25 protein-coding genes, 2 tRNA genes and 2 pseudogenes are annotated in these 24665 nt (G+C 51.0%); 18 read left to right on the forward strand and 11 right to left on the reverse strand.

The window, feature by feature from the left end; translation table 11 throughout:
• Positions 1-59 precede the first annotated feature (59 nt).
• Positions 60-135 (reverse strand) — tRNA-Asn (locus GW579_RS02070).
• A 262-nt stretch (positions 136-397) separates the two neighbouring features.
• On the opposite strand from GW579_RS02070, the gene GW579_RS02075 reads away from it, so the two are divergent.
• From GW579_RS02075 to GW579_RS02095, 6 genes and pseudogenes are all read left to right on the forward strand, one after another.
• Entirely contained in the window at positions 398-1423 is a 1026-nt protein-coding gene (locus GW579_RS02075; RefSeq protein WP_165057225.1) for an LLM class flavin-dependent oxidoreductase, read from the forward strand.
• A 198-nt stretch (positions 1424-1621) separates the two neighbouring features.
• Positions 1622-2833: a multidrug effflux MFS transporter gene (locus GW579_RS02080; protein WP_165057227.1), complete on the forward strand. Its 1212-nt coding sequence runs from the start codon at positions 1622-1624 to the stop codon at positions 2831-2833.
• 79 nt (positions 2834-2912) lie between these two features.
• Positions 2913-3029, forward strand: a pseudogene (locus tag GW579_RS23945) (winged helix-turn-helix domain-containing protein); the annotation flags it as partial.
• A 36-nt stretch (positions 3030-3065) separates the two neighbouring features.
• Entirely contained in the window at positions 3066-3761 is a 696-nt protein-coding gene (locus tag GW579_RS02085; RefSeq protein ID WP_165058680.1) for a carboxymuconolactone decarboxylase family protein, read from the forward strand.
• Positions 3762-3772: 11 nt separating this feature from the next.
• The gene (locus tag GW579_RS02090) at positions 3773-4363 is read left to right on the forward strand and encodes a flavodoxin (protein ID WP_165057229.1); all 591 of its coding nucleotides are present in this window, start codon (positions 3773-3775) and stop codon (positions 4361-4363) included.
• 244 nt (positions 4364-4607) lie between these two features.
• Positions 4608-5459 (forward strand): aldo/keto reductase, encoded by an 852-nt coding sequence (locus GW579_RS02095; protein ID WP_165057231.1) that lies wholly within the window; start codon positions 4608-4610, stop codon positions 5457-5459.
• A gap of 52 nt (positions 5460-5511) precedes the next feature.
• Here GW579_RS02095 and GW579_RS02100 read toward each other — a convergent pair whose 3' ends face one another.
• A complete protein-coding gene (locus tag GW579_RS02100) occupies positions 5512-6405 on the reverse strand; it encodes a LysR family transcriptional regulator (RefSeq protein WP_152326356.1) in 894 nt (297 codons plus the stop codon).
• 105 nt (positions 6406-6510) lie between these two features.
• Between GW579_RS02100 and GW579_RS02105 the strand changes: the two genes are divergently transcribed.
• The 3 genes from GW579_RS02105 (at position 6511) to GW579_RS02115 (ending at position 9046) form a co-directional block, all read left to right on the forward strand.
• Positions 6511-7407 carry a LysR family transcriptional regulator gene (locus tag GW579_RS02105; protein ID WP_165057233.1) on the forward strand — a complete coding sequence of 299 codons (897 nt, stop codon included), beginning with the start codon at positions 6511-6513 and terminating at the stop codon, positions 7405-7407.
• Between the two features lie 158 nt (positions 7408-7565).
• A complete protein-coding gene (locus GW579_RS02110; RefSeq protein WP_165057235.1) occupies positions 7566-8408 on the forward strand; it encodes an SDR family oxidoreductase in 843 nt (280 codons plus the stop codon).
• Between the two features lie 266 nt (positions 8409-8674).
• Positions 8675-9046, forward strand: a complete 372-nt coding sequence (locus GW579_RS02115; RefSeq protein WP_165057237.1) for a VOC family protein — start codon at positions 8675-8677, stop codon at positions 9044-9046.
• Between the two features lie 138 nt (positions 9047-9184).
• Here the strand turns inward: GW579_RS02115 and GW579_RS02120 are convergent, their stop codons facing one another.
• Positions 9185-9994 (reverse strand): helix-turn-helix transcriptional regulator, encoded by an 810-nt coding sequence (locus GW579_RS02120; RefSeq protein ID WP_165057239.1) that lies wholly within the window; start codon positions 9992-9994, stop codon positions 9185-9187.
• A gap of 104 nt (positions 9995-10098) precedes the next feature.
• Between GW579_RS02120 and GW579_RS02125 the strand changes: the two genes are divergently transcribed.
• From GW579_RS02125 to GW579_RS02140, 4 genes are all read left to right on the forward strand, one after another.
• A complete protein-coding gene (locus tag GW579_RS02125; RefSeq protein ID WP_165057241.1) occupies positions 10099-10938 on the forward strand; it encodes an SDR family NAD(P)-dependent oxidoreductase in 840 nt (279 codons plus the stop codon).
• A 33-nt stretch (positions 10939-10971) separates the two neighbouring features.
• Positions 10972-11691, forward strand: a complete 720-nt coding sequence (locus GW579_RS02130) for an SDR family oxidoreductase (RefSeq protein WP_165057243.1) — start codon at positions 10972-10974, stop codon at positions 11689-11691.
• Positions 11692-12053: 362 nt separating this feature from the next.
• Entirely contained in the window at positions 12054-12290 is a 237-nt protein-coding gene (locus GW579_RS02135; RefSeq protein WP_165057245.1) for a hypothetical protein, read from the forward strand.
• 100 nt (positions 12291-12390) lie between these two features.
• Positions 12391-12753, forward strand: coding sequence for a hypothetical protein (locus tag GW579_RS02140; RefSeq protein WP_235937305.1), 363 nt, complete (start codon positions 12391-12393; stop codon positions 12751-12753).
• Between the two features lie 310 nt (positions 12754-13063).
• On the opposite strand, the gene GW579_RS02145 is transcribed toward GW579_RS02140, so the two are convergent.
• The 3 genes from GW579_RS02145 to GW579_RS02155 form a co-directional block, all read right to left on the reverse strand.
• Entirely contained in the window at positions 13064-14122 is a 1059-nt protein-coding gene (locus GW579_RS02145; protein ID WP_165057247.1) for an alkene reductase, read from the reverse strand.
• 266 nt (positions 14123-14388) lie between these two features.
• Positions 14389-15141 (reverse strand): pirin family protein, encoded by a 753-nt coding sequence (locus tag GW579_RS02150; RefSeq protein ID WP_165057249.1) that lies wholly within the window; start codon positions 15139-15141, stop codon positions 14389-14391.
• 81 nt (positions 15142-15222) lie between these two features.
• Positions 15223-15804 (reverse strand): isochorismatase family protein, encoded by a 582-nt coding sequence (locus GW579_RS02155; RefSeq protein ID WP_165057251.1) that lies wholly within the window; start codon positions 15802-15804, stop codon positions 15223-15225.
• A 187-nt stretch (positions 15805-15991) separates the two neighbouring features.
• Between GW579_RS02155 and GW579_RS02160 the strand changes: the two genes are divergently transcribed.
• Positions 15992-16861 carry a LysR family transcriptional regulator gene (locus GW579_RS02160; RefSeq protein ID WP_206738746.1) on the forward strand — a complete coding sequence of 290 codons (870 nt, stop codon included), beginning with the start codon at positions 15992-15994 and terminating at the stop codon, positions 16859-16861.
• Between the two features lie 213 nt (positions 16862-17074).
• On the opposite strand, the pseudogene GW579_RS02170 reads toward GW579_RS02160, so the two are convergent.
• A pseudogene (locus GW579_RS02170) lies at positions 17075-17294 on the reverse strand (transposase); the annotation flags it as partial.
• Positions 17295-17457: 163 nt separating this feature from the next.
• On the opposite strand from GW579_RS02170, the gene GW579_RS02175 reads away from it, so the two are divergent.
• Positions 17458-18096: a dTMP kinase gene (locus GW579_RS02175; protein WP_165057255.1), complete on the forward strand. Its 639-nt coding sequence runs from the start codon at positions 17458-17460 to the stop codon at positions 18094-18096.
• Between the two features lie 92 nt (positions 18097-18188).
• Here GW579_RS02175 and GW579_RS02180 read toward each other — a convergent pair.
• The 3 genes from GW579_RS02180 to GW579_RS02190 form a co-directional block, all read right to left on the reverse strand.
• Positions 18189-18264 (reverse strand) — tRNA-Asn (locus GW579_RS02180).
• 143 nt (positions 18265-18407) lie between these two features.
• Positions 18408-19184, reverse strand: a complete 777-nt coding sequence (gene mtfA, locus GW579_RS02185; protein ID WP_152326358.1) for a DgsA anti-repressor MtfA — start codon at positions 19182-19184, stop codon at positions 18408-18410.
• Between the two features lie 208 nt (positions 19185-19392).
• Positions 19393-20928 carry an EAL domain-containing protein gene (locus tag GW579_RS02190; RefSeq protein WP_338105830.1) on the reverse strand — a complete coding sequence of 512 codons (1536 nt, stop codon included), beginning with the start codon at positions 20926-20928 and terminating at the stop codon, positions 19393-19395.
• Positions 20929-21187: 259 nt separating this feature from the next.
• Between GW579_RS02190 and aqpZ the strand changes: the two genes are divergently transcribed.
• Both aqpZ and GW579_RS02200 read left to right on the forward strand, forming a co-directional pair.
• A complete protein-coding gene (gene aqpZ, locus GW579_RS02195; protein WP_152326021.1) occupies positions 21188-21883 on the forward strand; it encodes an aquaporin Z in 696 nt (231 codons plus the stop codon).
• A 105-nt stretch (positions 21884-21988) separates the two neighbouring features.
• Positions 21989-23002, forward strand: a complete 1014-nt coding sequence (locus GW579_RS02200) for an alpha/beta fold hydrolase (protein WP_152326022.1) — start codon at positions 21989-21991, stop codon at positions 23000-23002.
• 76 nt (positions 23003-23078) lie between these two features.
• Here the strand turns inward: GW579_RS02200 and GW579_RS02205 are convergent, their stop codons facing one another.
• The gene (locus GW579_RS02205) at positions 23079-23585 is read right to left on the reverse strand and encodes a phenolic acid decarboxylase (RefSeq protein WP_165057257.1); all 507 of its coding nucleotides are present in this window, start codon (positions 23583-23585) and stop codon (positions 23079-23081) included.
• Between the two features lie 160 nt (positions 23586-23745).
• On the opposite strand from GW579_RS02205, the gene GW579_RS02210 reads away from it, so the two are divergent.
• Positions 23746-24642: a LysR family transcriptional regulator gene (locus tag GW579_RS02210; protein WP_165057259.1), complete on the forward strand. Its 897-nt coding sequence runs from the start codon at positions 23746-23748 to the stop codon at positions 24640-24642.
• The last annotated feature ends 23 nt before the right edge of the window (positions 24643-24665 follow it).

Consider the following 24665-nt stretch of genomic DNA (forward strand, 5'->3'; position numbering starts at 1 on the left):
GCTAACTCATTGAATCGGAAGCACATAAGGATTCGTAAAGCGGCATGAAAACAAGAATTTGGCTCCTCTGACTGGACTCGAACCAGTGACATACGGATTAACAGTCCGCCGTTCTACCGACTGAACTACAGAGGAATCGTGTGAACGGGGCGCATAATAACGGGTGATGATGTCGTTGGCAAAGGATTTTTTACATCTGCGTTTTTATGGCGACTATTTGTTCAGGTTATTAAAAAACAAGCAAAAAAGTCTGCTCTCCTTCAAATTTATTGAATCCTTATGTTAAACAAATGATATTTATTCTCATCCTGGATCGCGTAGAGTGAATCTATTATTGCGGCCTGGCGGAAAGGGCCTCTTTGCGGATTATCTCCCTGAATATGAGGATGAATACTCGATGAAAAATATTGGATTTTTATCATTTGGTCACTGGACGCCATCGCCACAGTCCGGCACCCGTTCGGCGGCTGACGCTTTGCTGCAATCTCTCGATCTGGCGGTCGCCGCTGAAGAACTGGGTGCGGATGGCGCGTATTTTCGCGTGCATCACTTTGCGCGTCAGCTGAGTTCGCCGTTCCCGCTGCTGGCCGCGATTGGCGCGAAGACCAGCAAGATTGAAATCGGCACCGGTGTGATCGATATGCGTTATGAAAATCCGCTGTATATGGCCGAAGACGCCAGCGCGGCAGATCTGATTTCCGGCGGGCGTTTGCAGCTTGGGATCAGCCGGGGTTCACCGGAGCAGGTGATTGATGGCTGGCGTTACTTTGGTTATCAGCCTGAAGAAGGTGAAACCGAGGCGGATATGGCGCGTCGCACGACGGAAAAGTTCCTGGACGTGCTGCGTGGTGAAGGTTTCGCGAAACCGAATCCGCAGCCGATGTTCCCGAATCCGCCGGGTTTACTGCGACCTGAACCTTATTCCGAAGGTCTGCGCGACCGCATCTGGTGGGGCGCGGGTTCGAATGCAACCGCAGTCTGGGCGGCGAAGCTGGGCATGAACCTGCAAAGCTCGACGCTGAAAGATGATGAAACCGGCGAGCCGTTCCACATTCAGCAGGCGGCGCAAATCCGGGCGTACCGTGCAGCGTGGGCCGAAGCGGGGCATACACGCGCGCCACGCGTTTCTGTCAGCCGCAGCATTTTTGCGCTGATGGATGACCGCGACCGCATGTATTTTGGCGGAGGCGGCAACGACGGTGACAAAGTCGGTTATCTTGATGAGAAAACCCGCGCCATTTTCGGGCGCAGCTACGCGGCGACGCCGGACAGGCTGATTGAACAGCTCAAACAGGATGAAGCGATTGCCGAAGCGGACACGTTATTGCTGACCGTGCCGAATCAGCTGGGCGTGGATTACAATGTGCATGTTATTGAATCAATCCTGAAACACGTAGCACCGGCCATGGGCTGGCGCGACTGAACTGCCTGAAATCAACCGTTAAGCCGTAGAAATACTCTGCCCGCCGGGTTTTCCTGAGCGGGCATTTTTGCGTCTGGCGGGGTGGTAACAGCCCGCATTCATGAATACAGCTCATAATCTCTATCCGATCCCCTGCCATTATCTCGCGCCATGAACCCGCTAGTATAAAGTCCTCTCCTTATTTCCCGATGGAACACCATGACTGATTCTCAGGCACGATCGCAGATCGCTACCGGAAAAACGACCGGCCTCACGTTTGTACTTATTCTCAGCGCATTAATGGCTTTCACGTCTTTATCGACCGACATTTATTTACCCGCCATGCCGCTGATGGCGAAGGATTTACAGGGCGACGTGGAACTGACCATCACCGGATTTTTAATCGGTTTTTGTATTGCACAGCTGATCTGGGGGCCGGTAAGCGATCATTTTGGGCGTCGTCTGCCGCTGTTTATCGGCATGGTGTTGTTCGTCATCGGTTCTGCCGGTTGTGCGTTATCCACGGATATCGGACAGATTGTTTTCTGGCGTGTCTTTCAGGCGCTGGGCGCATGCACCGGCCCGATGCTGGCGCGGGCGATGATCCGTGACCTGTTCAGCCGCACCCGCGCGGCGCAAATGCTTTCGACGCTGATGATTATCATGGCGATCGCCCCGATTGCCGGGCCGCTGCTGGGCGGGCAGATGATCAAAGTGACTTCCTGGCATTCTATTTTCTGGCTGCTGGCGGTGATCGGCACACTCATGCTGATTTCCCTCTTCTGGTTGCCGGAAACCTTACCGGAAGAAAAGCGCGTGAAAGCGTCGCTGAGGAGCGCTTTCCGCAATTACTACACATTGCTGAGCAACACGCAGTACATGCGTTTTACGTTATGCCTGACGTTCTATTACGTCGCGGCGTATGCGTTTATCACCGGCTCACCTTTCGTTTACATCACCTACTTTGGCGTCGAGCCGCAGCATTACGGCTGGCTGTTTGCTGTCAACATCGTCGGGCTGATGGCAGTGAGCATGGTCAACCGGCGTCTGGTGCATCGTTATCCGCTGGAGACGTTGCTCAGGTTCGCCGTGTGTATCGCGATGCTGGCCGCACTGATGCTGGCGCTGGCCACCGGCGCGGGGATCGGCGGGATCGGCCTGATTGCGGCGGCGGTATTTGTTTTCTTTGCGATGAACGGCGTTATTGCCGCGACGTCAACAGCCGCCGCGCTGGACGCCGTGCCGAACGTTGCCGGTTCTGCCTCTGCGCTGATGGGGTCGTTGCAGTACGGCAGCGGGATTATCTCTTCATTGTTGCTGGCGCTGCTCAGTGACGGGACGCCGTGGACGATGGGCTGGATTATCGCGGTATTTACCGTAGCCAGCGCCGTGATGGCACTGACTACGCGAGGGACTAAAACGGCGGGTTAGATATTTTTATCAAAGAAGGTATCGAGTTTGGTCATTGCCTGATCGACATAACGCGGCACCCAGTACGTCCCGATGTGCGTCGCGCCTTCAGGGTGAGATCCTCTCCAAAATGATGATTGCCTAACAGGTGTGGGATATGAATTTCAACAGCGACGCGAACGTGGTTGAAGTCGCGATTAAACGCCTGCGCGCCAAGAATCACTTTTTCTGTCACCGCTCAGGTTCCGGCCAGATGTCATTTGCCGCGCCGCCCGTCACAACAGGAGCCTCAACAATGAACCCGCAATCCAGCGTTTCCGAAACATTGTCTGCACGTCAGCAGGCCATTCCTTTAATCGCCGCGTTTATGGCAGGCAGCCAGATGGAAAAACTCAGCGTCGCGCTGAATCAGGGGCTGGACGCCGGGCTGACCGTTAACGAAACCAAAGAAATCCTTGTGCAGCTCTACGCATACACCGGTTTTCCGCGCAGCCTAAACGCATTAACCGAACTCATGAAAGTGGTCGAAGCCCGCAAACAGCGCGGCATTCGCGACGCTGAAGGCTTGGAGCCGGTAAGCCCGATCCCGGTCGGGGAAGAACTCCGCCGTACGGGAACCGCCAGTCAGACCAAAATCTCCGGTGCGCCGGTGCAGGGCCCGTTGTTTGATTTTGCGCCGGTGATTAATCAGTTCCTGCAAACGCATTTATTCGGCGACATTTTTGCACGCGACAATCTGGACTGGCAGAGCCGCGAACTGGCAACGGTCGGGGCGTTAGCCGCCACGCCCGGCGTTGAGGCGCAGCTGTTATCCCATTCGAGGGCAAGTTTGCGCGTCGGGCTGACGGCGGGACAGCTGCAACAGCTGGCGCAAACCCTGCGTGAGAATGGCGAAAACGAAGCGTCGTCCCGCGCTGAACATGCGCTGCAACTGGCCACCGCAAAATAAAGGACAGTGCGATGTCAGAAGAATATGATCCGGCGCGCAGAATCCTGCTCACCGCGCTGGCGGGGTTAACGCTCGCCAATGTCCCGCTGGTCGCGGCGGCCAGCGATAACGCCAACGTACTGAGTAACAACCGCACGCTGGTGGTGTTTTTCACAAGAAGCGGCAACACGCGCGTGATTGCGGGCGTCATCCACCGCAGTCTGAAAACCGATCTGTTTGAAATCGAACCCGCGAAACCTTATCCGGAAGATTATTTCCAGACCGTCGCGCAGGCTAAAAGCGAACACGACCGGGGAACGCTGCCCGCCTTAAAAAATACCGTTCCCGACATGGCGGGTTATCAGACGGTGTATCTGGGCTTTCCCGTCTGGGGCACCAGCGTGCCGCCGGTGGTGCAGACTTTCCTGAGCACCCACGATCTCGCCGGTAAGTTACTCATCCCGTTTATTACCCACGGCGGCTACGGAAAGGGCGACAGTGAAGACGTCCTCGCGCGACTGGCGGCGGACGCAAAACGCGAAAAACCGCTGGTCATTGAAGGCAGTCAGGAAAGAAGAACCACAGAAACCGTCACCAGCTGGCTGGAAACTGTACGCAGCTGATAACGCAGATAAGGAGGCGTTAACCGTGAAGACATTTTTAAAAACACGGGTATTGGGTATGGCGGCGGCCCCGGCTGGTATACCGCCATGAAAAACAACAAGGTGAAAGCCATTGTGGCCTTCGAGTCGGGCGCGGGCGGGAATTAATGCATTCGGCTAATGAACCCTATCGTATTAGGGCCTCTAATTCGATTAATTGCTCTGCGTTATGCTTATCTCAGGCACAACACTCAAGGATAACGTCATGCAAACAGTGAATCTGAACAACGGTATTGAAATGCCCCTGCTGGGCTTTGGTGTCTTCCAGATGACGGACGCCGCAGAATGTGAGCGTGCCGTTATCGATGCGATTGAAACCGGCTACCGCCTGATTGATACCGCCGCGTCTTACCAGAATGAAATGCAGGTGGGCAACGCGCTCAAACAAAGCGGCATTGCGCGCGACGAGCTTTTCGTCACCACCAAACTGTGGTTACAGGGCGCAAGCTATGAAGGCGCAAAAGCGCAGTTCGAGCGGTCGCTGAACCGGCTGCAACTGGATTACATCGATTTATATCTGATTCATCAGCCGTATGGTGACGTTCACGGCGCGTGGCGCGCGATGGAAGAATTACATCAGGCGGGGAAAATCCGCGCGATTGGCGTGAGTAACTTCCAGCCGGATCGTCTGGCGGATCTGATGGCCTTTAATAACGTCGTTCCTGCGGTCAACCAGATTGAAGTGAACCCGTTCAACCAGCAGCTGCACGCGGTGCCGTGGATGCTGAGCCGCGGGATCCAGCCGGAAGCCTGGGCACCGTTTGCGGAAGGCAAAAATGGCCTGTTCCAGAATCCGGTATTAGCGGCGATTGGCGCAAAATATGGCAAAAGCGTGGGGCAGGTTGTTCTGCGTTGGGTATTCCAGCGCGGCATTGTTTCGCTGGCAAAATCAGTGCGCAAAGAGCGTATTGTAGAAAACATCAATGTGCTCGATTTTGAACTGAGTCAGGACGAAATGATTAAAATCAGCGCGATGGACACGGCGACCAGCGCTTTCTTCTCACACCGTGACCCGGCAATGGTTGAATGGCTGACGGCGCGAAAACTGGATGTCTGATATCACCGGTTTATAAAAAATCCGCGACACTCAAAAGGCGTCGCGGATTTATCTATTCTGAATAACGCAGCGCATCGATCAGCAGCGCGAAAGCAGGTGGATGCTGTTTCCGGCTCGGGTAATAAAGATAATAACCGGGGAAATACGGGCACCATTCTTCCAGAATCTGCACCAACTCGCCCGATTTTACGAGATCGGTAATCATATCTTCCGGCACGCAGGCAATACCAAACCCGGACTGCACGGCATCGATTCTTTCGGACAGCAAGTTGAACGTCAGCTGCCCTTCAACCCGCACGCGCAGCGGTTTTCTGTCCTTCTCAAACTCCCAGTGATACACGCCACCGGTGGTCGGTAAACGCATATTAATGCACTGATGATTCTGCAAATCATGCGGCGTCTGCGGAATGGGATGCTCCGCGAAATAGGCCGGGGAGCCGACCACCGCCATACGGATGTCCGGGCCGATTTTTACCGCAATCATATCCTTATCGACGCTTTCGCCCAGACGAATGCCCGCGTCATAACGCCCCTCGACGATATTCACAAACCCGTTATCGACGACCAGCTCGATACTGATTTCAGGATACTGTTTCAGAAACGGCTTCAACTTCGGCCACACCAGTTTGCGCGCCGAGTGTTCTCCCGCCGAAAGACGGATATTCCCCGAGGTCTTGCCGTTCAGATGCAGCAGCGTTTCCAGCTCCTGCTCAAGATCTGCCAGCCGTGGCTCGAGGCAGGCGATAATGCGTTCACCTGCTTCCGTTGGCGTCACGCTGCGGGTGGTGCGCGTCAGAAGACGGATATTCAGACGCTCTTCCAGCGCTTTTATCGCGTGGCTGATGGCCGATTGCGAAACATCAAGCTTACTCGCCGCCTTGGTAAAACTTCTCTCGCGCGCTACGACAAGAAACATCTGCAATTCATTAAAGTTTTCTTTCAGCACGGCCATTACCTTTTTCAATACGATCAGCTGCATACCATTAGGCCTGACTAACAATTAAATCATAAAATGGTATAGTCAGCTTCGTTTAACACGAGAGATTCATCAATGCGACGGAAGAATATCAGTGATATTCAGGCTTTTATTGCGGTTGCGCGCGAGAAAAGTTTCACCAAGGCAGCCGCCCAAATGGGCATCTCCCAATCTGCGCTGAGTTATACAATTAGAACTCTCGAAGCTCAACTGGGTCTGCGTCTGCTCACGCGAACGACCCGAAGTGTCTCTGTCACGGAAGCAGGGGAACGTATGCTCAACCGCATCGGACCTCACTTTGACGAAATAGAAAATGAAATTACGGCACTTGGCGAATTGCGCGAAAAACCCGCTGGCACTATACGGATAACCGCTGTAGAGCATGCTGCAGAAACGCTTCTCTGGCCCAGACTGGCTCCGCTGCTTCTTGAATATCCTGATTTGAATATAGAGATCGTGAGCGAATACGGACTCAAGGATATTGTTGCTGAGCGTTACGACGCTGGCGTCAGGCTGGGTGAGCAGATTGATCAGGACATGATTTCCTTACCACTTGCGTCACATTCACAGTTTGCCGTGGTAGGCGCACCCTCTTACTTTTCCGGTAAAAAACTTCCGGTTACTCCTCGGGATCTCAGTACTCACAGTTGTATCCGGCTAAAGCTCCCCACAGATAGTGGCTTTTACTCCTGGGAGTTTTACAAGGACGGCAGTGAAATCAACGTTCGTATCGAGGGTAGAGGCACCTTCAGCACCATAAGTATGATGCGTCAGGCGGCTGTTGATGGGCTGGGTCTTGCTTACCTGCCTGAAGACACAGTAGATAGCCTGATTAAGGAAGGCCAGTTGATTCAGGTTCTTGCTGACTGGTGCCCGCGCAGACCGGCTTATCATCTTTATTATCCCAGTCGCCGGCAGCATTCTCTGGCATTTACGTTAGTACTTGAAGCACTGCGCTACCACAAAGGCTGATATCCATCCTCCATGGCACCATTAAGAAAGCTGCCTTCTAAGCTCATGCTAAATTAAGCATATTATCTCTTAATGAAGCCGGAAGTATGATGATGACTCAATTTGAATAAAGTCTCTGACTACCTGTTCCTGATCCCTGATTTTAATGAGATATCCTTATGACAGATAAAAAAGTATGGCTGATCACCGGCGCAGGTCGTGGTTTGGGCCTTAATCTTGCCAGGGCAGCACTGGCTGCCGGACATATTGTTATTGCCACTGGCCGCGACCCGACCAAGGTGACCCGTGCGCTAGGCCAACACGACTCGCTGCTGATTTTAAAACTCGATATCACCAGTTTCGAGGATGCTGAAATAGCGGTTGCCGTTGCGATACAGACATTCGGGAAAATTGACGTTCTGGTTAATAATGCCGGGAACTTTTTTGCCGGATTTTTTGAGGAACTTAGTCAAACGCAGGTACGCAACCAGATTGATACGCTCCTCTTTGGCCCAATGAACGTCACCCGCGCGGTATTACCGGAAATGAGAAGCCAGAAACAAGGTCTGATTATTACGTTGTCTTCAACGGCCGGGATCGGCGGTATCGCTTTTTGCAGTGCCTATTGTGCCGCTAAATTTGGTGTGGAGGGATGGATGGAATCATTGGCACTGGAGGTAAAAAAATTTGGCATTAACAGCATGCTTGTTGAACCCGGATTTTTCCGTACAGAGTTGTTATCCAATGATTCAACTCAGTATGCCGAACTCTCAATCAATGATTATGCCGACGATACCCGGGCGACAAAAACAGCATGGCAGGGCATGGACGGAAAGCAGGGTGGCGATCCCCAAAAACTGGCCGAAGCACTGATTCAGTTTGCTGAACTTGAACACCCACCGGCGCGTTTTGCGGCCGGAGCTGACGCAGTAGAGACTTTTGAAGCAAAAGCTAAAACTCTTAATGATCAAGCTAATGCCTTACGTGAATTATCTTCTTCACTCTCTTTAGATACTGATTGATTACGGGTTATTGATTGGGAGCCGCTAAAGTGGCTCCTTAAATGGAGATGCATTTTTATTTATTGATAACGTCCGCTCTTCGCTCATAGCCTACTGTGCCTGTCACAATAGAAAATTAACGTGTGAATATTTGTCTCTGCACTCAAAGTTTCATTTCCATTTATGACGAGAATATCATACTTTTATCAATCACCTGGCACCGTCCAGTCGCTTAGCTACGGCACCGCCCATCGCTATGCTATTGATTAACAACCACGAGGTTGATCATGCAGCATCCCGTTAAATTTGGTCGTATAGCAGCCGTAATACCCGTAAAAAACATCAAAATTTCCAGTGAGTTCTACATCAATGGACTGAGTTTCAATGATGTTTTTGCAAATGGAGACCCTGTGGGCTTCATGATATTAAAGCGTGAAGACGCGGAGCTACATTTGACTCTGCAGCCACAGCACAAAGCGCCTTCCTGTCCCGTCGCGCACCTTCTTGTAGATGACGCAAATGCACTTTATACCCAATGTCAGAATATCGGTGCCAAAATTATCAAAGGCATACAAGATAAAGATTACGGCATTCGGGCATTTGTTTTCGCTGATCCGGATGGAAATCGAATAGACGTTGGACAGATTCTGAGGAAGTAATTAAGAGTAGTCTTTGCGCAAATCGGTCGCCAATAAATGGCGACCGAACTGACAGGGAAAGATATGGCATGCTCCCCGCTGATTAACACACGGTAATGCTGTTAATACCTGTGGTGATTCATTACATCCGCTCTTTGCTCATAGCTGGCATGGCGTGCAGACTATAAAACGCATTCCGGGACACCCTTCGACAGCAAGACTTAAGTATTCAAAAGCAAGATGTCCCTCATCGGGATGCGTAATACGTTTGATCGTCGAAGGGAGTTGTAAAACGTCATGACGCGGCCACCAGGCCCGAAACTCCGGGCTTTCTTCTTTCAGCAATGAGATAAGTCTCTCAAAGTCAGGATCCCCAACATAATGAGCACAGTCAGATCTGAACATGGCGAGTGAAAGGGGAGCCAGCGTGTCCCAGTCAGCGAGGATTTGGCGGTGCGACTGACTGGTAAACATCATATGCATTAAATTCCGATGGTCCCCCTCCAGCCTGCCAAAATCACCAAATACCCGGACAGCATCATCATTCCAGGCCAGGATATCCCACCGACAACCCAGCACATAGGCAGGTTGACCGACCAATGCCTTAAGCATTCTTGTCAAAGAATCAGGGACATGTTCCTTTGTTTTTGGTTTTTCCTCGGAAGAGGATATTGCTGCAAGAGTAAAAAGATGATGTTTTTCTGCCGGGTCAAGCTGAAGAGCCCTTGAGATGGCATCAAGCACTTCAACCGAGGGACGTACATCGCGTCCTTGCTCAAGCCATGTATACCAAGTACTCCCTATATCGGCAAGTTGCGCAACTTCCTCACGGCGGAGCCCCGGGGTGCGCCGCCGAAACCCCGATGGCAGCCCGACTTGCTCGGGCGACAACCTGGCCCGACGGGACTGCAGAAAACTCCCGAACTCCCTGAGCCGTGAGCGGTGTTTGTCAATTTTAGCATCCGACATTTACTTTCCCCGGGTAGTGCTGATACCAGGATAATACCAGTACTGGTTAGCGTCTTTGAGATGATTAAACTCTTCATCAGTTTCTCTCTATCGGAGCAAATACCATGACTGATGAATCTAAAATTATCTTGATTACAGGTTCAACGGACGGCGTTGGCCGGAAGGTGGCTGAACGACTGGCTGTCTCCGGGAATAAAATACTCATACATGGACGTAACCATCAACGCGGTGAGGATGTCGTTCAGTTTATTCGTAATCAGGGCGGTGACGCCACCTTCTTTCACGCAGATTTTTCCTCGCTTGATGGGGTCAGACAGCTTGCGGCTGAAGTCCGTCAGGAGCATTCCAAACTTGATGTACTCATAAACAATGCAGGAATAGGTGTTTCGGGAAACTGGCCGGGACGAACAGAAAGTGTTGACGGATTCGAGCTACGCTTTGCAGTGAATTATCTTGCAAGTTTTCTGCTAACCCGCCTTCTGCTGCCTGCACTCTTATCTGCTGAAAAAGCACGTATTGTCAATGTGTCCTCCGCTGGTCAGCAAGAAATAGACTTTGAAAACATCATGCTGACTCATCATTACAGCGGGGAACGTGCGTACTGCCAAAGCAAACTCGCCCTGATACTTTTTACTTGTGACCTTGCCCTGGAACTCGGTAACAGCAACATCGCGGTTAATGCTCTGCATCCTGCTACCTATATGAACACCTCTATGGTTAAAAATGACGGCATGCCGGCTCTAAGCAGCGTTGAAGAAGGTGCTGATGCCATTCTTCAGCTTGCCATTTCACCCAGTGCCGAAGGACAAACAGGTCTTTATTTTGACCGGTTTTTACCCGGTCATCCGCATCGACAAGCGTTTGACATGGCCGCACGCACGGCATTAAGGGCTACAAGTTTCGTCCTTACCAACCTGCAGGACCCGATGCAACAACAGGGTTAACAAACTGTAATATCCTAAAAAAGGAGTATCAGTATGTCACAGCAAAACATCGTAATTATCGGCGGTTCATCCGGGATTGGCCTTGCCACAGCCCGTCAGCTTCTCAGCGAGGGTCATAAGGTCACCATCGCAGGACGCAGTTCTGCTCGGCTGGAAGAAGCAGAAAAATCGCTGACAGGAGAAATTCATACACTGAGACTCGATGCGGCTAACGAGGAAGAACTGCAGGAAGCTTTCAGCTGTATTGGCAGTTTTGACCACCTCGTCCTGGCACTGGGAAGCAGCAAAGGAGCCGGGCCTTTTCCATCCGTTTTACTGGCTGACGTAAGGGCCGGGTTTGAGGAGAAATTTTACGCGCATTTTGCCACAGCCCAGGCCGCAATCCCTTATCTTCGTAAGAATGGAAGTCTGACTTTTGTCAGTGCGGTAACTGCACATGCCGCCATGCCCGGTACAGCGGGGATTGGTGCAGCAAATGCAGCTGTCGCAGCACTTGTGCCTACCCTGGCTTCCGAATTACGGCCACTGAGGGTTAACGGTGTGTCTCCGGGGGTGATTGACACCCCCTGGTGGGATTTTCTTTCAGAAGAAGATAAATCAACTGCGTTTAATGAATATGCAGGATCAACACCAGTAGGCAGGGTGGGCAACTCTGATGATATCGCTGAAGTGATTCGTTTCTTAATTACGAATACGTTTGTTACAGGACAGACGATTATCTGTGATGGAGGCCTGAAACTAGGTCAAGGTTAAGAAGGTGAAGTACGTAAGGATATTTCGGATATCACACAGGATGCTTAAAATAACTTAATACTGACATCACCTGATATCTGTTGGGAAGGTGATGTCAGTATTCAACTCCCACTATTTTACAACTCTCTGATTGTACTAACATGGTTTTCTCCCTTGTAATGATATCAACTTTAATTCCACACACATATTGAGAGGCGGCTTTTAACAGCCATCTGTCTGACTCATTGGCGGCCTGGATATGAATGGGCTGAATGTCCGCTCTTCGCTCTTTGCGGACCTGTGCAAGTTACTTTCTGGGGTATGTTTTACGTTTTATTGCGCTCGAACAGAGGCATTAATAGGAAAAATGGAAAATTAAATTTATGGCTAAGATCCAATACAACCTAACCCGTGGAAGCGATGTCATCCGTGATGGGATGTACCTCGAACTATCTGAGGCTGGAACATCCCCCTTCCGGCAAATTGCTGAAGTCTTCTATTCCGATGTAACTCATGAGTTCTCTTTTTCTTGCTACGAAGGATGCATCCCTCTGAAAGAGATTGAAAAGCTCATTCATGAAGCTAAAAAATTGCTTCCGCCAACAAAGCAGGAACCTTGATGGGCCTGAACGTTAGCTGAGTGCCAGGAGCTGAAGTTGCCTGCTGGTTGAACATCGTGTTTACTTGATATCCGGTGGTCACTTTATCTGAGGGAACATTTTGAAGATCAAAAAGATGGTTTTAGCGAGTGTAGTGGTGTTAACAGGGTGTGTGGTTGCCGATATGGACTCCTCTAATTACGATTATGTTCCCTGGGTCCAGGTATTTCAGAAACCGGAGGCTTCTGGCTTAACCAATGTTGCGCAGCGTAAAGCCGATCTGTATAGCTGTGGTGTTAACCCCAAGGCAAACCTTGATGGAGGTCACTGGAGCTTGAATCGCATAGAGCCCGGAGAGACAATGGAGCGTTTTGATGCCAGGCGTAATCACATTCTGAGCTGCATGAATCAAAAGGGATACAAAGTGTATGACTTTGGTGATTGTGGCCCGATAAAAGCCCCGACAGGGCTTTGTCCTAATTAGCCAGAGCAAGATTGCTAAACCGACATGTCTAAACCCAAAAAGGGGCGTTAATCTCTTAGGCAATTATGCAAACGATGTGAATAATTTCCGTTCTTCATTCAATGCAGACCTTGGTTAAGTTAGTCTATTCTCTCCTTGCCAAAAACGGTCGTCAGCAATAGCTCAAACCGTCAACATATTAAGTAACGTATTGGTTAAGGGCAGGGCATGATTAATTGGAAACATTCTAAACTGGGGTTTAGGTATGGTAGGGCGATGAAAATAAAAGAGGATATACCTAAACGTTTATCCTCTTTATTGGCATAATAAATTACTGCATTACAGGATAATCAGTGTAACCTTCGACGCCGCCGCCATAGTAGGTCGCCGGATCTGCACTGTTCATTTCGGCCCCTGTTTTAATACGGCAGGTGAAATCCGGGTTAGCCAGAATCATCTGGCCGTAAGATTCCAGTTCGGCAAGTCCGGACTGGAGATCATCACCGATGTTTTCTCTGCTTTTCCCAGGGCGATTCAATATCAGCGGCTGCGTCCATAATGCCCGCAGCTCACCCAGCAGTACCTCATTGCCCATATGCATAATGTGCAGGTAACTCAGTCCTAGCTTATTCAGTTCAGCAACCAGGTAACGATAAAGCGCCGGACCTTCTTCACCTTCATTAATACCCCAAATCTGACTGCCCGGGGAAAGACGGATCGCGGTTTTGTCCGCACCAATCTCACCTGCAATGGCTGCCGCAACCTCCAGCGCAAAACGGGCACGGTTCTCTATGGAGCCGCCATATTCATCGCAGCGCTGGTTGGCGCTCGGTGCTAAAAACTGATGTATCAGATAGGCATTAGCGCCGTGGATCTCCACGCCGTCAGCACCGGCCTCAACAGCACGCCGTGCCGCATAGCGAAAATCAGCAACTGTGTTGTGGATTTCTTCCGTTGTCAGTTCGCGAGGCACCGGAATATCCTGCATTCCGCTTGCAGTAAACATCTGTACGCCGGGAGCAATGGCTGAAGGCGCCACACCCTGACGATGGTGTGGCGTATTGTCAGGATGATTCATGCGGCCCGTATGCATAAGCTGGATGAATAGATGGCCGCCCTTATTGTGAACGGCTGAGGTGATTTTTTTCCAGCCGGCCACGTGTGCTTCGGTGTAAATACCGGGAGTCATTAAGTAACCCTGCCCGTCATCGCTGGGCTGCGTCCCTTCTGCAACGATCAGCCCCACCCCGGCGCGCTGTGAATAGTATTCAACCGCAAGGTCAGCCGGTGTGCCGTCATATTCAGCACGGCTGCGGGTCATTGGGGCCATCACCAGACGGTTGTTCAATGTATATTGCCCGAGTTTGAATGATGTAAATAATTTATCCATTTTTAATTTCCTGTGGCCTAATAATAAAACATGTCGTTAAAATAGGCTGTGTTAATAAAGAGCAACAATAATGTAGATATTCAGCGTGCAGACAAAATATATAAATAAATTCAAAGATACTTGATTTATAATGTCGAATTAATATAAAAACATTCCCGATAAAAGGGTGATAAAACATCCGGCGTGTTTTTTGAAAAATTAAAATATTGTATTTCTCCGGTAATTGGAAAGAATACTGTTCAGCCCGTAATATTTTAGAAATACTCTTACAGGCGCGGGCGCATGTTTCCACTGAACATACCGCCACGAAACACTTTTGCAGCCGGGTCAGTAGTGAAAAGTACCATATCAGTGGTTTCCATCGCGGTGAGAGTGTGAACTTCGTTGTCTTCGATAAGGATGCTTTCACCCGTACTAAGGGCAGTTTCACCAATTCGGGCCGCGCCCTCAAATACATATAACAGGCGCACTACGCTATCGTTCGGAACCGCCGGTAGCGTCAGCTCACCACCGCCAGCAAGTCGTGTGTCCTGTATCCACGTCTGAGAACGAAAAGTTAACGGCGCATTTTCAGGGCCGGCAATCAGCCGCCAGTTATTGTCACTGTAAGGCGTGCCGAAATCATGAAACTGCACCTGAGGTGTCAGGTTGGTTTCTGAGGGGCGAATGAAAATCTGCAGACATTGCATTGATTCACCTTTTTCACCCAGAATGCGTTCCTCATGCTGGAAGGTATGTCCGGCGTTCATGAGCATCAGTCGGGTATCAGTAATCTCTTCCTCATTACCGACCGTGTCCAGATGCAGCATTCTGCCTTTACGCATGTAAGTGAGAATTTCATCATCCTTATGAGGATGCATTGGAATTACCGTTCCCGCTTTTACGTTCGCCTGGTCAATACGACCAATTGCACCAATACCGCTGTCGTATGAATTCTGCACCATACCCGGCCAGAGGATATCGATGCCGAAACCGCCAGAACCATGTTGATGTTTACTGCTGTTTTCAATTTTAAACATTGTCGTTACTCTCCTGTCCGGGAGGGCAGACTCACACGGAAGGCGTAAAATCGCTTCCGCACGAGCCTGCTGGCTCATTCATTACTGGAAGGACTCCATCAATACCTGCACCAGTTTCTCGCCCTGAGGTGTTGCCCAGCTTCCTGCCAGCTCAGCAATCAGCTGGTTGGTTGTGGTGAGCGTAATGCCATTTTTGTCCATGCGGCGCAGCGCAATGTCATCAGCCATTTTGGTTGGCGAGGCACCGGCGTCAGCAACGACCTGCACGTCAAAGCCTGCTGCAACCAGTGTCAGTGCCGGGTATACCGTACAGACGTCATTGGTTACACCCGCAATAATCAGTTTCTTTCTGCCGGTGGCTTTAACCGCGGCGGCAAAGTTCTCATCGTCCATGGCGTTAACGATGCCCAGGCGCTTGATTCGTGCTTCAAACTCTTCCGGCAGAATGGTTTTCAGTTCTTCAACCAGCGGCCCCTGGGCATACTCTTCCATGCTTGAGGTCAGCACCACCGGCATATTCAGAATTGCAGCAGATTTGGCCAGCATCAGCGCATTACGTTTTAACTCTTCAAAAGGCATGGATTTTGCCCAGCCCATAGTGCCGACCTGATGGTCAATTAACAGCATGGCAGCGTTTTCAGCGGTGAATTTTTCAAAGCTCATGATATCTATCCTGTAAGTTATGGTTAAATACCTGATAAATAGAAACTTTTATCAGAATCAAGGCAGGGTTTTATTCATTTCTCCTGCGAATGATTAAAGTATAGCCTGTTACTTTTTGGTATAAATAGCTAATATCAGAATTGAATATTCCATCATTGGCACAATTAACATGGAACTACTTAACCATATGTCTTACTTTGTCGAGGTCGTCAAAGCACACAGTTTTCGTGGTGCTGCTGAGGCGCTCGGCATGCCTAATTCCACGCTGTCCCGTAAAATAAACGAGCTTGAAAAATTTATCGGCCTGAGGCTGTTACACAGGACGACACGTAAGATTGAACTGACCGAAGCCGGTCAGATTTATTACGAACGAAGCCGGCGTATCATTGATGAAGCGCGTCTGGCGCATGAACAGTTGGGTTCTCTCCTGGCTCAGCCACAGGGCATGCTGCGGGTCTCTTTACCGGCCGATTTTGCGGTGATTATTCTTGCTCCCTTTATTAAAGAATTTTCAGACTGTTATCCTGGTATCAGCTTCGATTTCGACTTAACGCCGAGAAACGTTGATTTGGTATCGGAGCCCTATGATCTGGCTGTTCGCATGGGGAGTCTGCCCGATTCCGGACTTATTGCGCGCAAGCTCGGGTCGCTTTCGCGCAGTCTTTACGCGTCCCCCGACTATTTAGTTCAGAATGGCAATCCGGGTAACCCAGATGAGCTGACGGATCATGAATGTATTGGTATGCGGCAGGATAAGCCCGGTTACTGGCACTTACATCGCGAAGAAAGCCGGATTAGCCTTAGAATTTCCGGACGCTTTCAGATGAACAGCATTGGTATGATGCGTCGTTTTGCCTCAATGGGATCAGGCATTGCGATTTTACCTGACAAAATTGTCGGTGAAGACGTTGCGGACAATAAATTGACCCGGATATTGCCTGAATGGAAGGCGGACGCGGTCACGATTTATGCTCTGACTGAAACACGGCTGCTACCCGCGAAAACTCAGGTGTTTATTGAATTTATGCGTGAGAAACTGAGCGAGGAGGTGGGCTGACACGCCTTGTGTTGCTTCCTGTCATGCTCATCACTGTGACCGGGGGTTGATATTTCCCCCATCGGTCTGCTGGGGTATTTGCGGAGGGGCGGGTATTCATTCGTTTGTGCTGAGACAGACAAACGGCTCAAATCGATTGCAATCATCAGCATGTTTAATATTTTGTTTACTATTAATGCGATGTAGTTTCTTTGGCTCACATATCTTGATTTATTCCGGAGTTATCGGGGAAGATTTTGGTGTTTTACCCTAACGCTCAGCACGCAGTTGTTTGACCCATTTCGTCATCGTGGAAAGGCCAACTTTCATAGCCCTCAGCAGCGTCAAAGACGGTGTAATTTTGGTCGACAACCTACTGAGAGGATGCGCGTTTGAATTCAGGACTAAATTTCTTCTTTTCATTGGAGCACCTGTGTTGTTCTGGGGTGAGCATATCACCTCTGTTCAGGTGGCCAAATTCAGTAAACCACTACAATCCCTTTATCTGCTTCATCGCTGATGAACGACAGGGTGGCCCGCTATTTATATGAAGGAAATAAGATGTTTTTGCCAGATTCAGGTTTTAAAAAAACCGTATATCAATCGTCTTCACAAGCATGAAACGACAACTGTTTGTTTCTCTGGACGGGCCTAAGGGAACCGGTAAAACCACTCTGCTGGAAGCCATTACGAAAGTACTCAGGGCAGACAACAAGAAGGTAATCCGACTTTGCGAGAAAAAAAGTGATCCCTTCAGGGGGGAAACAATGGCTCTCGTTAACCGGCTCGCAAGAAATCCCTCCCTGGATTTAGAATTGGAGGTTTGTGCGCGCTTTGCGGATAGTCGTGCATGGATTTCCCGGAAAGTGCTGACTAAACAGCCACCGGACAGCATTATCTTGATGGATCGCTGGTACCCGTCGGATGCCGCGTTTCGCAGGATGGTGCCATTCGCAGAGGTTTTGCAGCTTAATATTGAACGAAATGTGAGAACGCCAGACCTGCATGTCGGGGTTGTTACTGCGCCGGATATTTCATGGGCGAGAGCCGCGGCGCGGACGCGCGGGCTGAGTAGTACGGTGATTCATAAACTGGAAGAACATGTCGCTTGTACTCAAGCGTTCGAGCGGGAAATGGCTGGTCAGGGCTGGGTTTTATGCCGTAATGAAGGAACGATTGAAGACGCAACGAGGCAGGTGATCGTTGAGATTTACAACGCGCTTGGATGTTCTGCCGGCACCGGTTTAGCGTGCTGATCTTCCGGCGTATGCCGCCAGTCATTACGGCAACCTGTTTCCACAAAACCAAAAAGCCCGCTTAAGTTTCCTTAAGCGGGCTTTTCTAAATTTGGCTCCTCTGACTGGACTCGAACCAGTGACATACGGATTAACAGTCCGCCGTTCTACCGACTGAACTACAGAGGAATCGTGTGAACGGGGCGCATGTTATCCAGAGGGGCGCGGAGTGTCAACGCTAAAATCACGAAAACCTTCCGACTGCTCAGCAACTAATCAATGCGGCGATAAAACAGGACTTTTCCACTGAAAATCGCCGTGTATCACGCGTGTTAACAATCGCAGCGCTGGCCGCGAAGTTGCCTTGCCAGCGGGTCCTGCTGATAAAAACGGGCAAAATGACCGTATACCAGCGGAAAACGTTCTGAAAGCAGTTCTGGCGCACTAAAAAAGTATTCCGATAATACCGCAAAGCATTCTGCCGGATCGGTCGCGGCGTAGGCATCCATGCTGGCGGCTTCTTCGCCGACGGTGTCGATTTCATCTTGCAGATTTTGCATGGCGGCCTGCAAATCATGTTCCCACGCGACCACTTCCCGCAGCGGGATTGGCGGGATCCCGCTGACTTCGCCGCCGTTGCGCATATCGAGCTTATGCGCCGCTTCGTGGATCACCAGATTGAAACCGGAGTTGTCGAACGAATCTTCGATGTCCTGCCAGTTCAGCACAATCGGACCCTGATCCCAGCTTTGTCCGGCGTGGATTTGCGAACCGGCGTGAACCAGCCCGTTTTCATCCTGCCACGGGGAATCGACGACGAAAGGGGAAGGGTAAAGCAGAATCTCATGAAAACCATCGAGCCACGATGCGCCCAGTTCCATCACCGGAAGGGCAAACAGTAAGGCGATGCGCGCCTGCATCTGTTCTGTCAGTTCGACGCCCTGCAACGGAACCAGCCGCTTTTGCGTCAGCAGCTGACTGGCGACCTGAATTAGCCGCTGTTTCTCCTCCTCGTTTAGGGAAGATAATAGCGGGATATTCAGAGCGTCATTCCACGCGTCCGATTTTTCAATTTTCAGGTCATTCGCTTTCCACGGCCACTTAATCATCATCTTGCTCGCAAAGTGATCATTCGAATTTTCAGCAGAGTTTACTGACTGACTACGTCAATACATGTAACTTCAACAAGTTAGCCGCTCTGCCGGGCTGAGTCTGTGTGGATGTTACACATCGGCGGATTTTTAGCAAAAAGCGCACGCATCTTATAAGACGTAGCTCACGTTATTATTCTAGTCGCAGAATATAAGCCTGTTATCGTTACAGCCATTTTTCCATAAATTCTGTTGCCGGCACCGGCTTTCCGAAAAAATAACCCTGAAAATAGTCGAGGTGGAAGGGCGTCAGATAGTCGATTTGCTCCTGAGTCTCGATGCCTTCCGCCACAATAATCATCTGCAAACGCTTCGCCAGATCAATTACGTTATCCACGATATGCCCGGCCAGCGCGTCCGTACCGATGCGGCCAATAAAGCTCTGGTCGATTTTGAGGATATCGATGTGGAATTTTTGCAGGTACGTCAGGCTGGAGTGGCCGGTACCAAAATCGTCCATGGCAATCAGCACGCCCATTCTGCGCAGCGCACTGAACAGACTGTGGGTGATTTCACTCGATTCAATCAGCTCGCGTTCGGTCAGCTCCAGCACCAGGCGGATCGGTTTATCTTTGAACGCATGCAGGAACGCTTTGCAGTCTTCGATCAGCGTCAGGTCTTTGAAATGTCCGGCACAGATGTTGAAACCGAAATGGAAATCATCCGGCAGCTGCGCGGCAATCGGCCCAAACTGATCGCGCACCTGCGCCATCATCAGGCGGGTCATCGGCACAATCAGCCCGCTCTCTTCGGCTAATGGAATGAACTGATACGGCGGGATCAGGCCCGATTGCGGATGCTGCCAGCGCATCAGCACTTCGCCGCCGGTAAGCCGGTGATTTGTGCCGTCCACCACCGGTTGCAGGAACGGAACAAACTGCTTTTTCGCCAGCGCATCTTTCAGCGTGGAGATCGGACTACCCACGCGGCCAAGCAACATGTAAGTCATCAACGCGATGAAAATGCTGACTAACGGGAACAACACCAGGCTGACAGCCGCGTAATCAAACACATATCGCCACTGGTCACTGTTACGGATCACCAGCCGCATGTTGTAGGGATAACGCGCCGACGCCAGCGCCATTTTTGTTCCATCCGGCCAGCCTTCACCCTGATGAATTTTGCCCTTGCTGTCCATCCACTGATCGCCGACCTGCAGAATCAGGTAAGCGTGCGTGCTGAGCAATTCAAGGATGTTATGCAGGAAATAGCCATCCACGCCAATCAGTATGCCGTTGCCCTTAATATTGCGACGATAAGCAATCAGCGGATGGCCCGGTGTGACAGGATTACCGCTCATGAGGAGTAAGGTTTCGCCTGCGTATTTGTTGGTGGAAACGTAGTCTATCTTTTTACCAAACAGCGAGGTGCAGTAAATGGTATCGCCGCGATAAAGGTTGACGGTCCGGACGTTCGGCACGCGTGCGACTTCCCAGCGTAAGGCCTGAATGACGTCCTGATCGCAGTCATGACCGACCAGATGCTGGACGGAATCGGCAGCGGTAGAGGCGTTGTTGAGCGTCATGTCCACAAGGCGGACAGATTGCGCCAGACTGGCGGCGGTATCGCGGCGTAATCCCTGTGAGGTTTGCCAGGAAATGGCCAGTACACCCAGTGCAGCCACAATGAAAAATGCCAGAACGGAAAGGCAAATCCGGATATACGGTCGGTTTAACCAGTTTAAGGCCAAAGGGAGTTCCACCAGTGAGCGCCACAGAGAGAAGTTTCGTTAGGTTAATAATAACCTATAAAGACTCAATCCTCTGTGACACCACACTTTTAAGATATTTGCCGCCCTGATAATTAACCTGCCTTTGATGTAAATCATGAACGCTTCACTGTTTCCAAATATTAGTGTCTTTCCGAATTGCCAAGAGTATTATCCCGCCGATCACCTTACATTAAGATATTTAGTGTGGTTAAAGGTGAAGTTATCAGATTATTCTAACAGGGATCTTGTCATGTTCAGGAAATTATCTGCCGAGTTTATCGGCACATTTGTTTTGGTATTTGGTGGGTGTGGTAGTGCGATTTTCGCGGCGGGCTTTCCCGGCCTGGGGATTGGCTTTGCAGGCGTGGCGCTGGCATTCGGTCTGACCGTTCTGACCATGGCTTTCGCCGTCGGCCATATTTCCGGCGGTCATTTTAACCCGGCGGTCACGCTCGGATTATTCGCGGGCGGACGCGTTCCTGGCCGCGACGTGATGCCTTACATCATCGCGCAGGTGATTGGCGGGATTGCAGCAGCGGCGGTGTTATACGTTATCGCCAGCGGCCATGCTGGTTTTGACGCAACGACCAGCGGTTTTGCTTCCAACGGCTACGGCGAACACTCACCGGACGGCTACAGTCTCGCGGCGGCGATGGTGGCGGAAGGCGTTCTGACGGCTATCTTTCTGATCGTTATCCACGGCGCAACCGACAAACGCGCACCGGCGGGCTTTGCTCCGGTCGCGATTGGTCTTGCGCTGACGCTCATACACCTGATCAGCATTCCGGTGACCAATACCTCTGTTAACCCGGCGCGCAGTACCGCAGTGGCGATTTTCCAGGGAACCTGGGCGTTGGATCAGCTGTGGATGTTCTGGCTGATGCCCATTGTGGGCGGTGTGACCGGCGGCCTGATTTACCGCTGTATTCTGGCCTCTAAAGACTAAAACCAGTTCGTGCTGTTTCGGTTTTATCGGGTTTTACTGGCGGCTTAAAGTTTGTAGCATAAGGCTTTAAGCCGCCTGTCCGATAAACGACAATAGGACTGAACGATGTTTTCCCGTTTGAAATTGCTCTTTTGCACTGCTGCTTTATCCCTTTGTGTCACCGCGCCCGCTTTTGCGGCCGATGCGCCTTCCTACGGTCCGCAATTACAGGGTTTTGATTACCCTTATCCGATCAAACAATATTCCTTTACCTCGCAGGGTGCGCCGCTGCAAATGGGCTATCTCGACGTCGCGCCGACCGGGCATAAAAATGGCCAGACGGTGGTGCTGATGCACGGCAAGAATTTCTGCGCCGCGACCTGGGGCGATACCATCCGCGCGCTGGCGGTGAAAGGTTACCGCGTGATTGCGCCCGATCAGATTGGGTTCTGTTCCTCCACCAAGCCGGGGCATTATCAGTACAGTTTCCAGCAGCTGGCGAACAATACGCATGACCTGCTGAAAAGCCTCAATATTAAGAAAGCGGTAATTGTCGGGCATTCCACCGGCGGGATGCTGGCGACCCGATACAGCCTGATGTTTGCGCCGGAAGTGTCAAAACTGGTGCTGGTTAACCCGATCGGCCTGGAAGACTGGAAAGCCAAAGGCGTGCCTTACCGCACGGTCGATCAGTGGTATGACCGCGAGCTGAAAACCTCGGCCGACAGCATTAAACAGTACGAGCTGAAAACCTATTATGTGAATAAGTGGAAGCCGGAATATGACCGCTGGGTTGATATGCTGGCAGGGTTGAATAACGGGCCGGGGCATAAACTGGTGGCGTGGAACTCGGCGCTGATTTACGACATGATTTTCACGCAGCCGGTGTTTTACGAATTTAAAAATATCCGCGTTCCGACAACCTTAATGATCGGGACGTCCGATACCACGGCGATTGGCAGTGATATCGCGCCGCCTGCGGTAAAAGCGAAAATCGGCAATTACAAAGTGCTGGGTAAACAGGCTGCGAAGCTGATCCCACACGCGAAGCTGATTGAGTTTGCCGGATTAGGGCACGCGCCGCAGATGGAAGAACCGGAGAAATTCAACGCCGCGTTGCTGAAAACGCTGGCGCGCTGATTTAAAGAAACTCAGCAGAAAGAAAAGCCGCAGCACATCACGCGCTGCGGCTTTTTTATTGTGTTAATGACATGAATTAACGCAGGTTATCCGGGAAGTTGGCCGGTAGTTCACTGGCGGCACAGTCGATGACGGTATCATTATCCGCACCGCAGTCACGTACAAAAGTGATGGTGGCGAATTCGTCGATCACTTCGGTCGGATACGCCGGGCCAGCGTCGCGGTAAGAATTCATCAGCGGAATATGGTCGTTCTGGAAGCAGACGGTTTTTTCCGGATTGTTCATGATCCAGCGCGGGAAGAAGATGGTGCCGTGGAACACGTTGTCGGCCAGATTCACAATCAGGCTGACGTCGGTGCCGGTCGGTTCTGTCCATGAAATTTTGTAGACGTCGGACGCCACGCGGACGATATAAGCGCGCTGGTTTTTCACCCAACGGTTGCCGACCAGGCCGCTGTGAATACGGTAATCCAGTGTTTCGGCATTTTTCACATAAATTTCGTAGTTCCAGCCGTTGTCGTAAGTGTAAACAACGTGTTTGCCCACAAAACCGCTCAGGTCATGTTTATCGAAGCTGCTCATCGTAATTCTCCTTAACTCAGTGTTGGGATGAAACGTTTCGTTTCGTTGAGAAGAAGATTACACTTCATAAATCAGATGTAAAAACGCTGATTTTCGATGTAAATCATCTGAAAATCAGAACGGTTATGTGCTGAAAAACGCATTCGGCAAGGAAAACTTTATGGCACTTCCGCGTACAACGCTGGAACAATGGGTGGTTTTACAAACGGTTATCGAGCAGGGCAGTTATGCTCAGGCGGCGCAGGTGCTTAACCGCAGCCAGTCATCGGTCAGTTACGCACTGAGTGGTTTGCAGGAACGCCTCGGGCTGTCGTTGCTGGAAATCCACGGACGTAAGGCAGTGCTGACCGAACAGGGGCGCGCGTTGCTGGTTCAGGCCAGCCCGCTGATCACCGCGTTTTTGCAACTGGAGCATCGCGCCGCCGGTTTGAAAGGCGGCGTACGCACGGAACTCAGTCTGGTGGTGGACAGCGTGTTTCCGAAAAATCGCCTGTTTCGTGCGCTGAAAGTGTTCCAGCAGCTTTTTCCCGATACGCGCGTCCATCTGACGGAGATCCTGCGCGGTGAAAGCATTGAACAGCTTAACGAGCGGTCGGCGGATTTGTACATCACCACGCTGGCGCCGGAGAATGCAATCCACGGGCGCTTTTTGCTGGATGTCGATTTTGTACCGGTAGCGAAAAGCGATCATGCGTTGCTACAACTTCCCGTTCCTCTGACGGCGCAGGATCTGGCGCGCTTCCCGCTGATCAGCGTCGCGGACCGGCCTATGCCGCGCACCGATAATCACGCTTCCGGGACGATTGCTAACTGGACATTTACCACCGTTGGCGCAGCGATGGAGGCGATTGCGGTGGGAGTCGGATACGGCTGGCTGCCGCTGGAAAGTGTGCAAAGTGCGCTGGATAGCGGGCAACTGAGTCGTCTGGCGTTATCGGCCAGAACGGTGCGGCAAACGGCGCTGTATATGATGCTGGATAATGAGTCGGAGCGGTTTGATCAGACCGTCAGCGCGCTGGCAAAAAGCATTGTGGCGGAATGTGGTTTGCTGCCCTGAAGCAGGCAGCAAACCCTCAGGTT

It is taken from the genome of Rahnella contaminans (assembly GCF_011065485.1).
In the GTDB taxonomy this organism is placed as follows: Bacteria; Pseudomonadota; Gammaproteobacteria; order Enterobacterales; family Enterobacteriaceae; genus Rahnella; species Rahnella contaminans.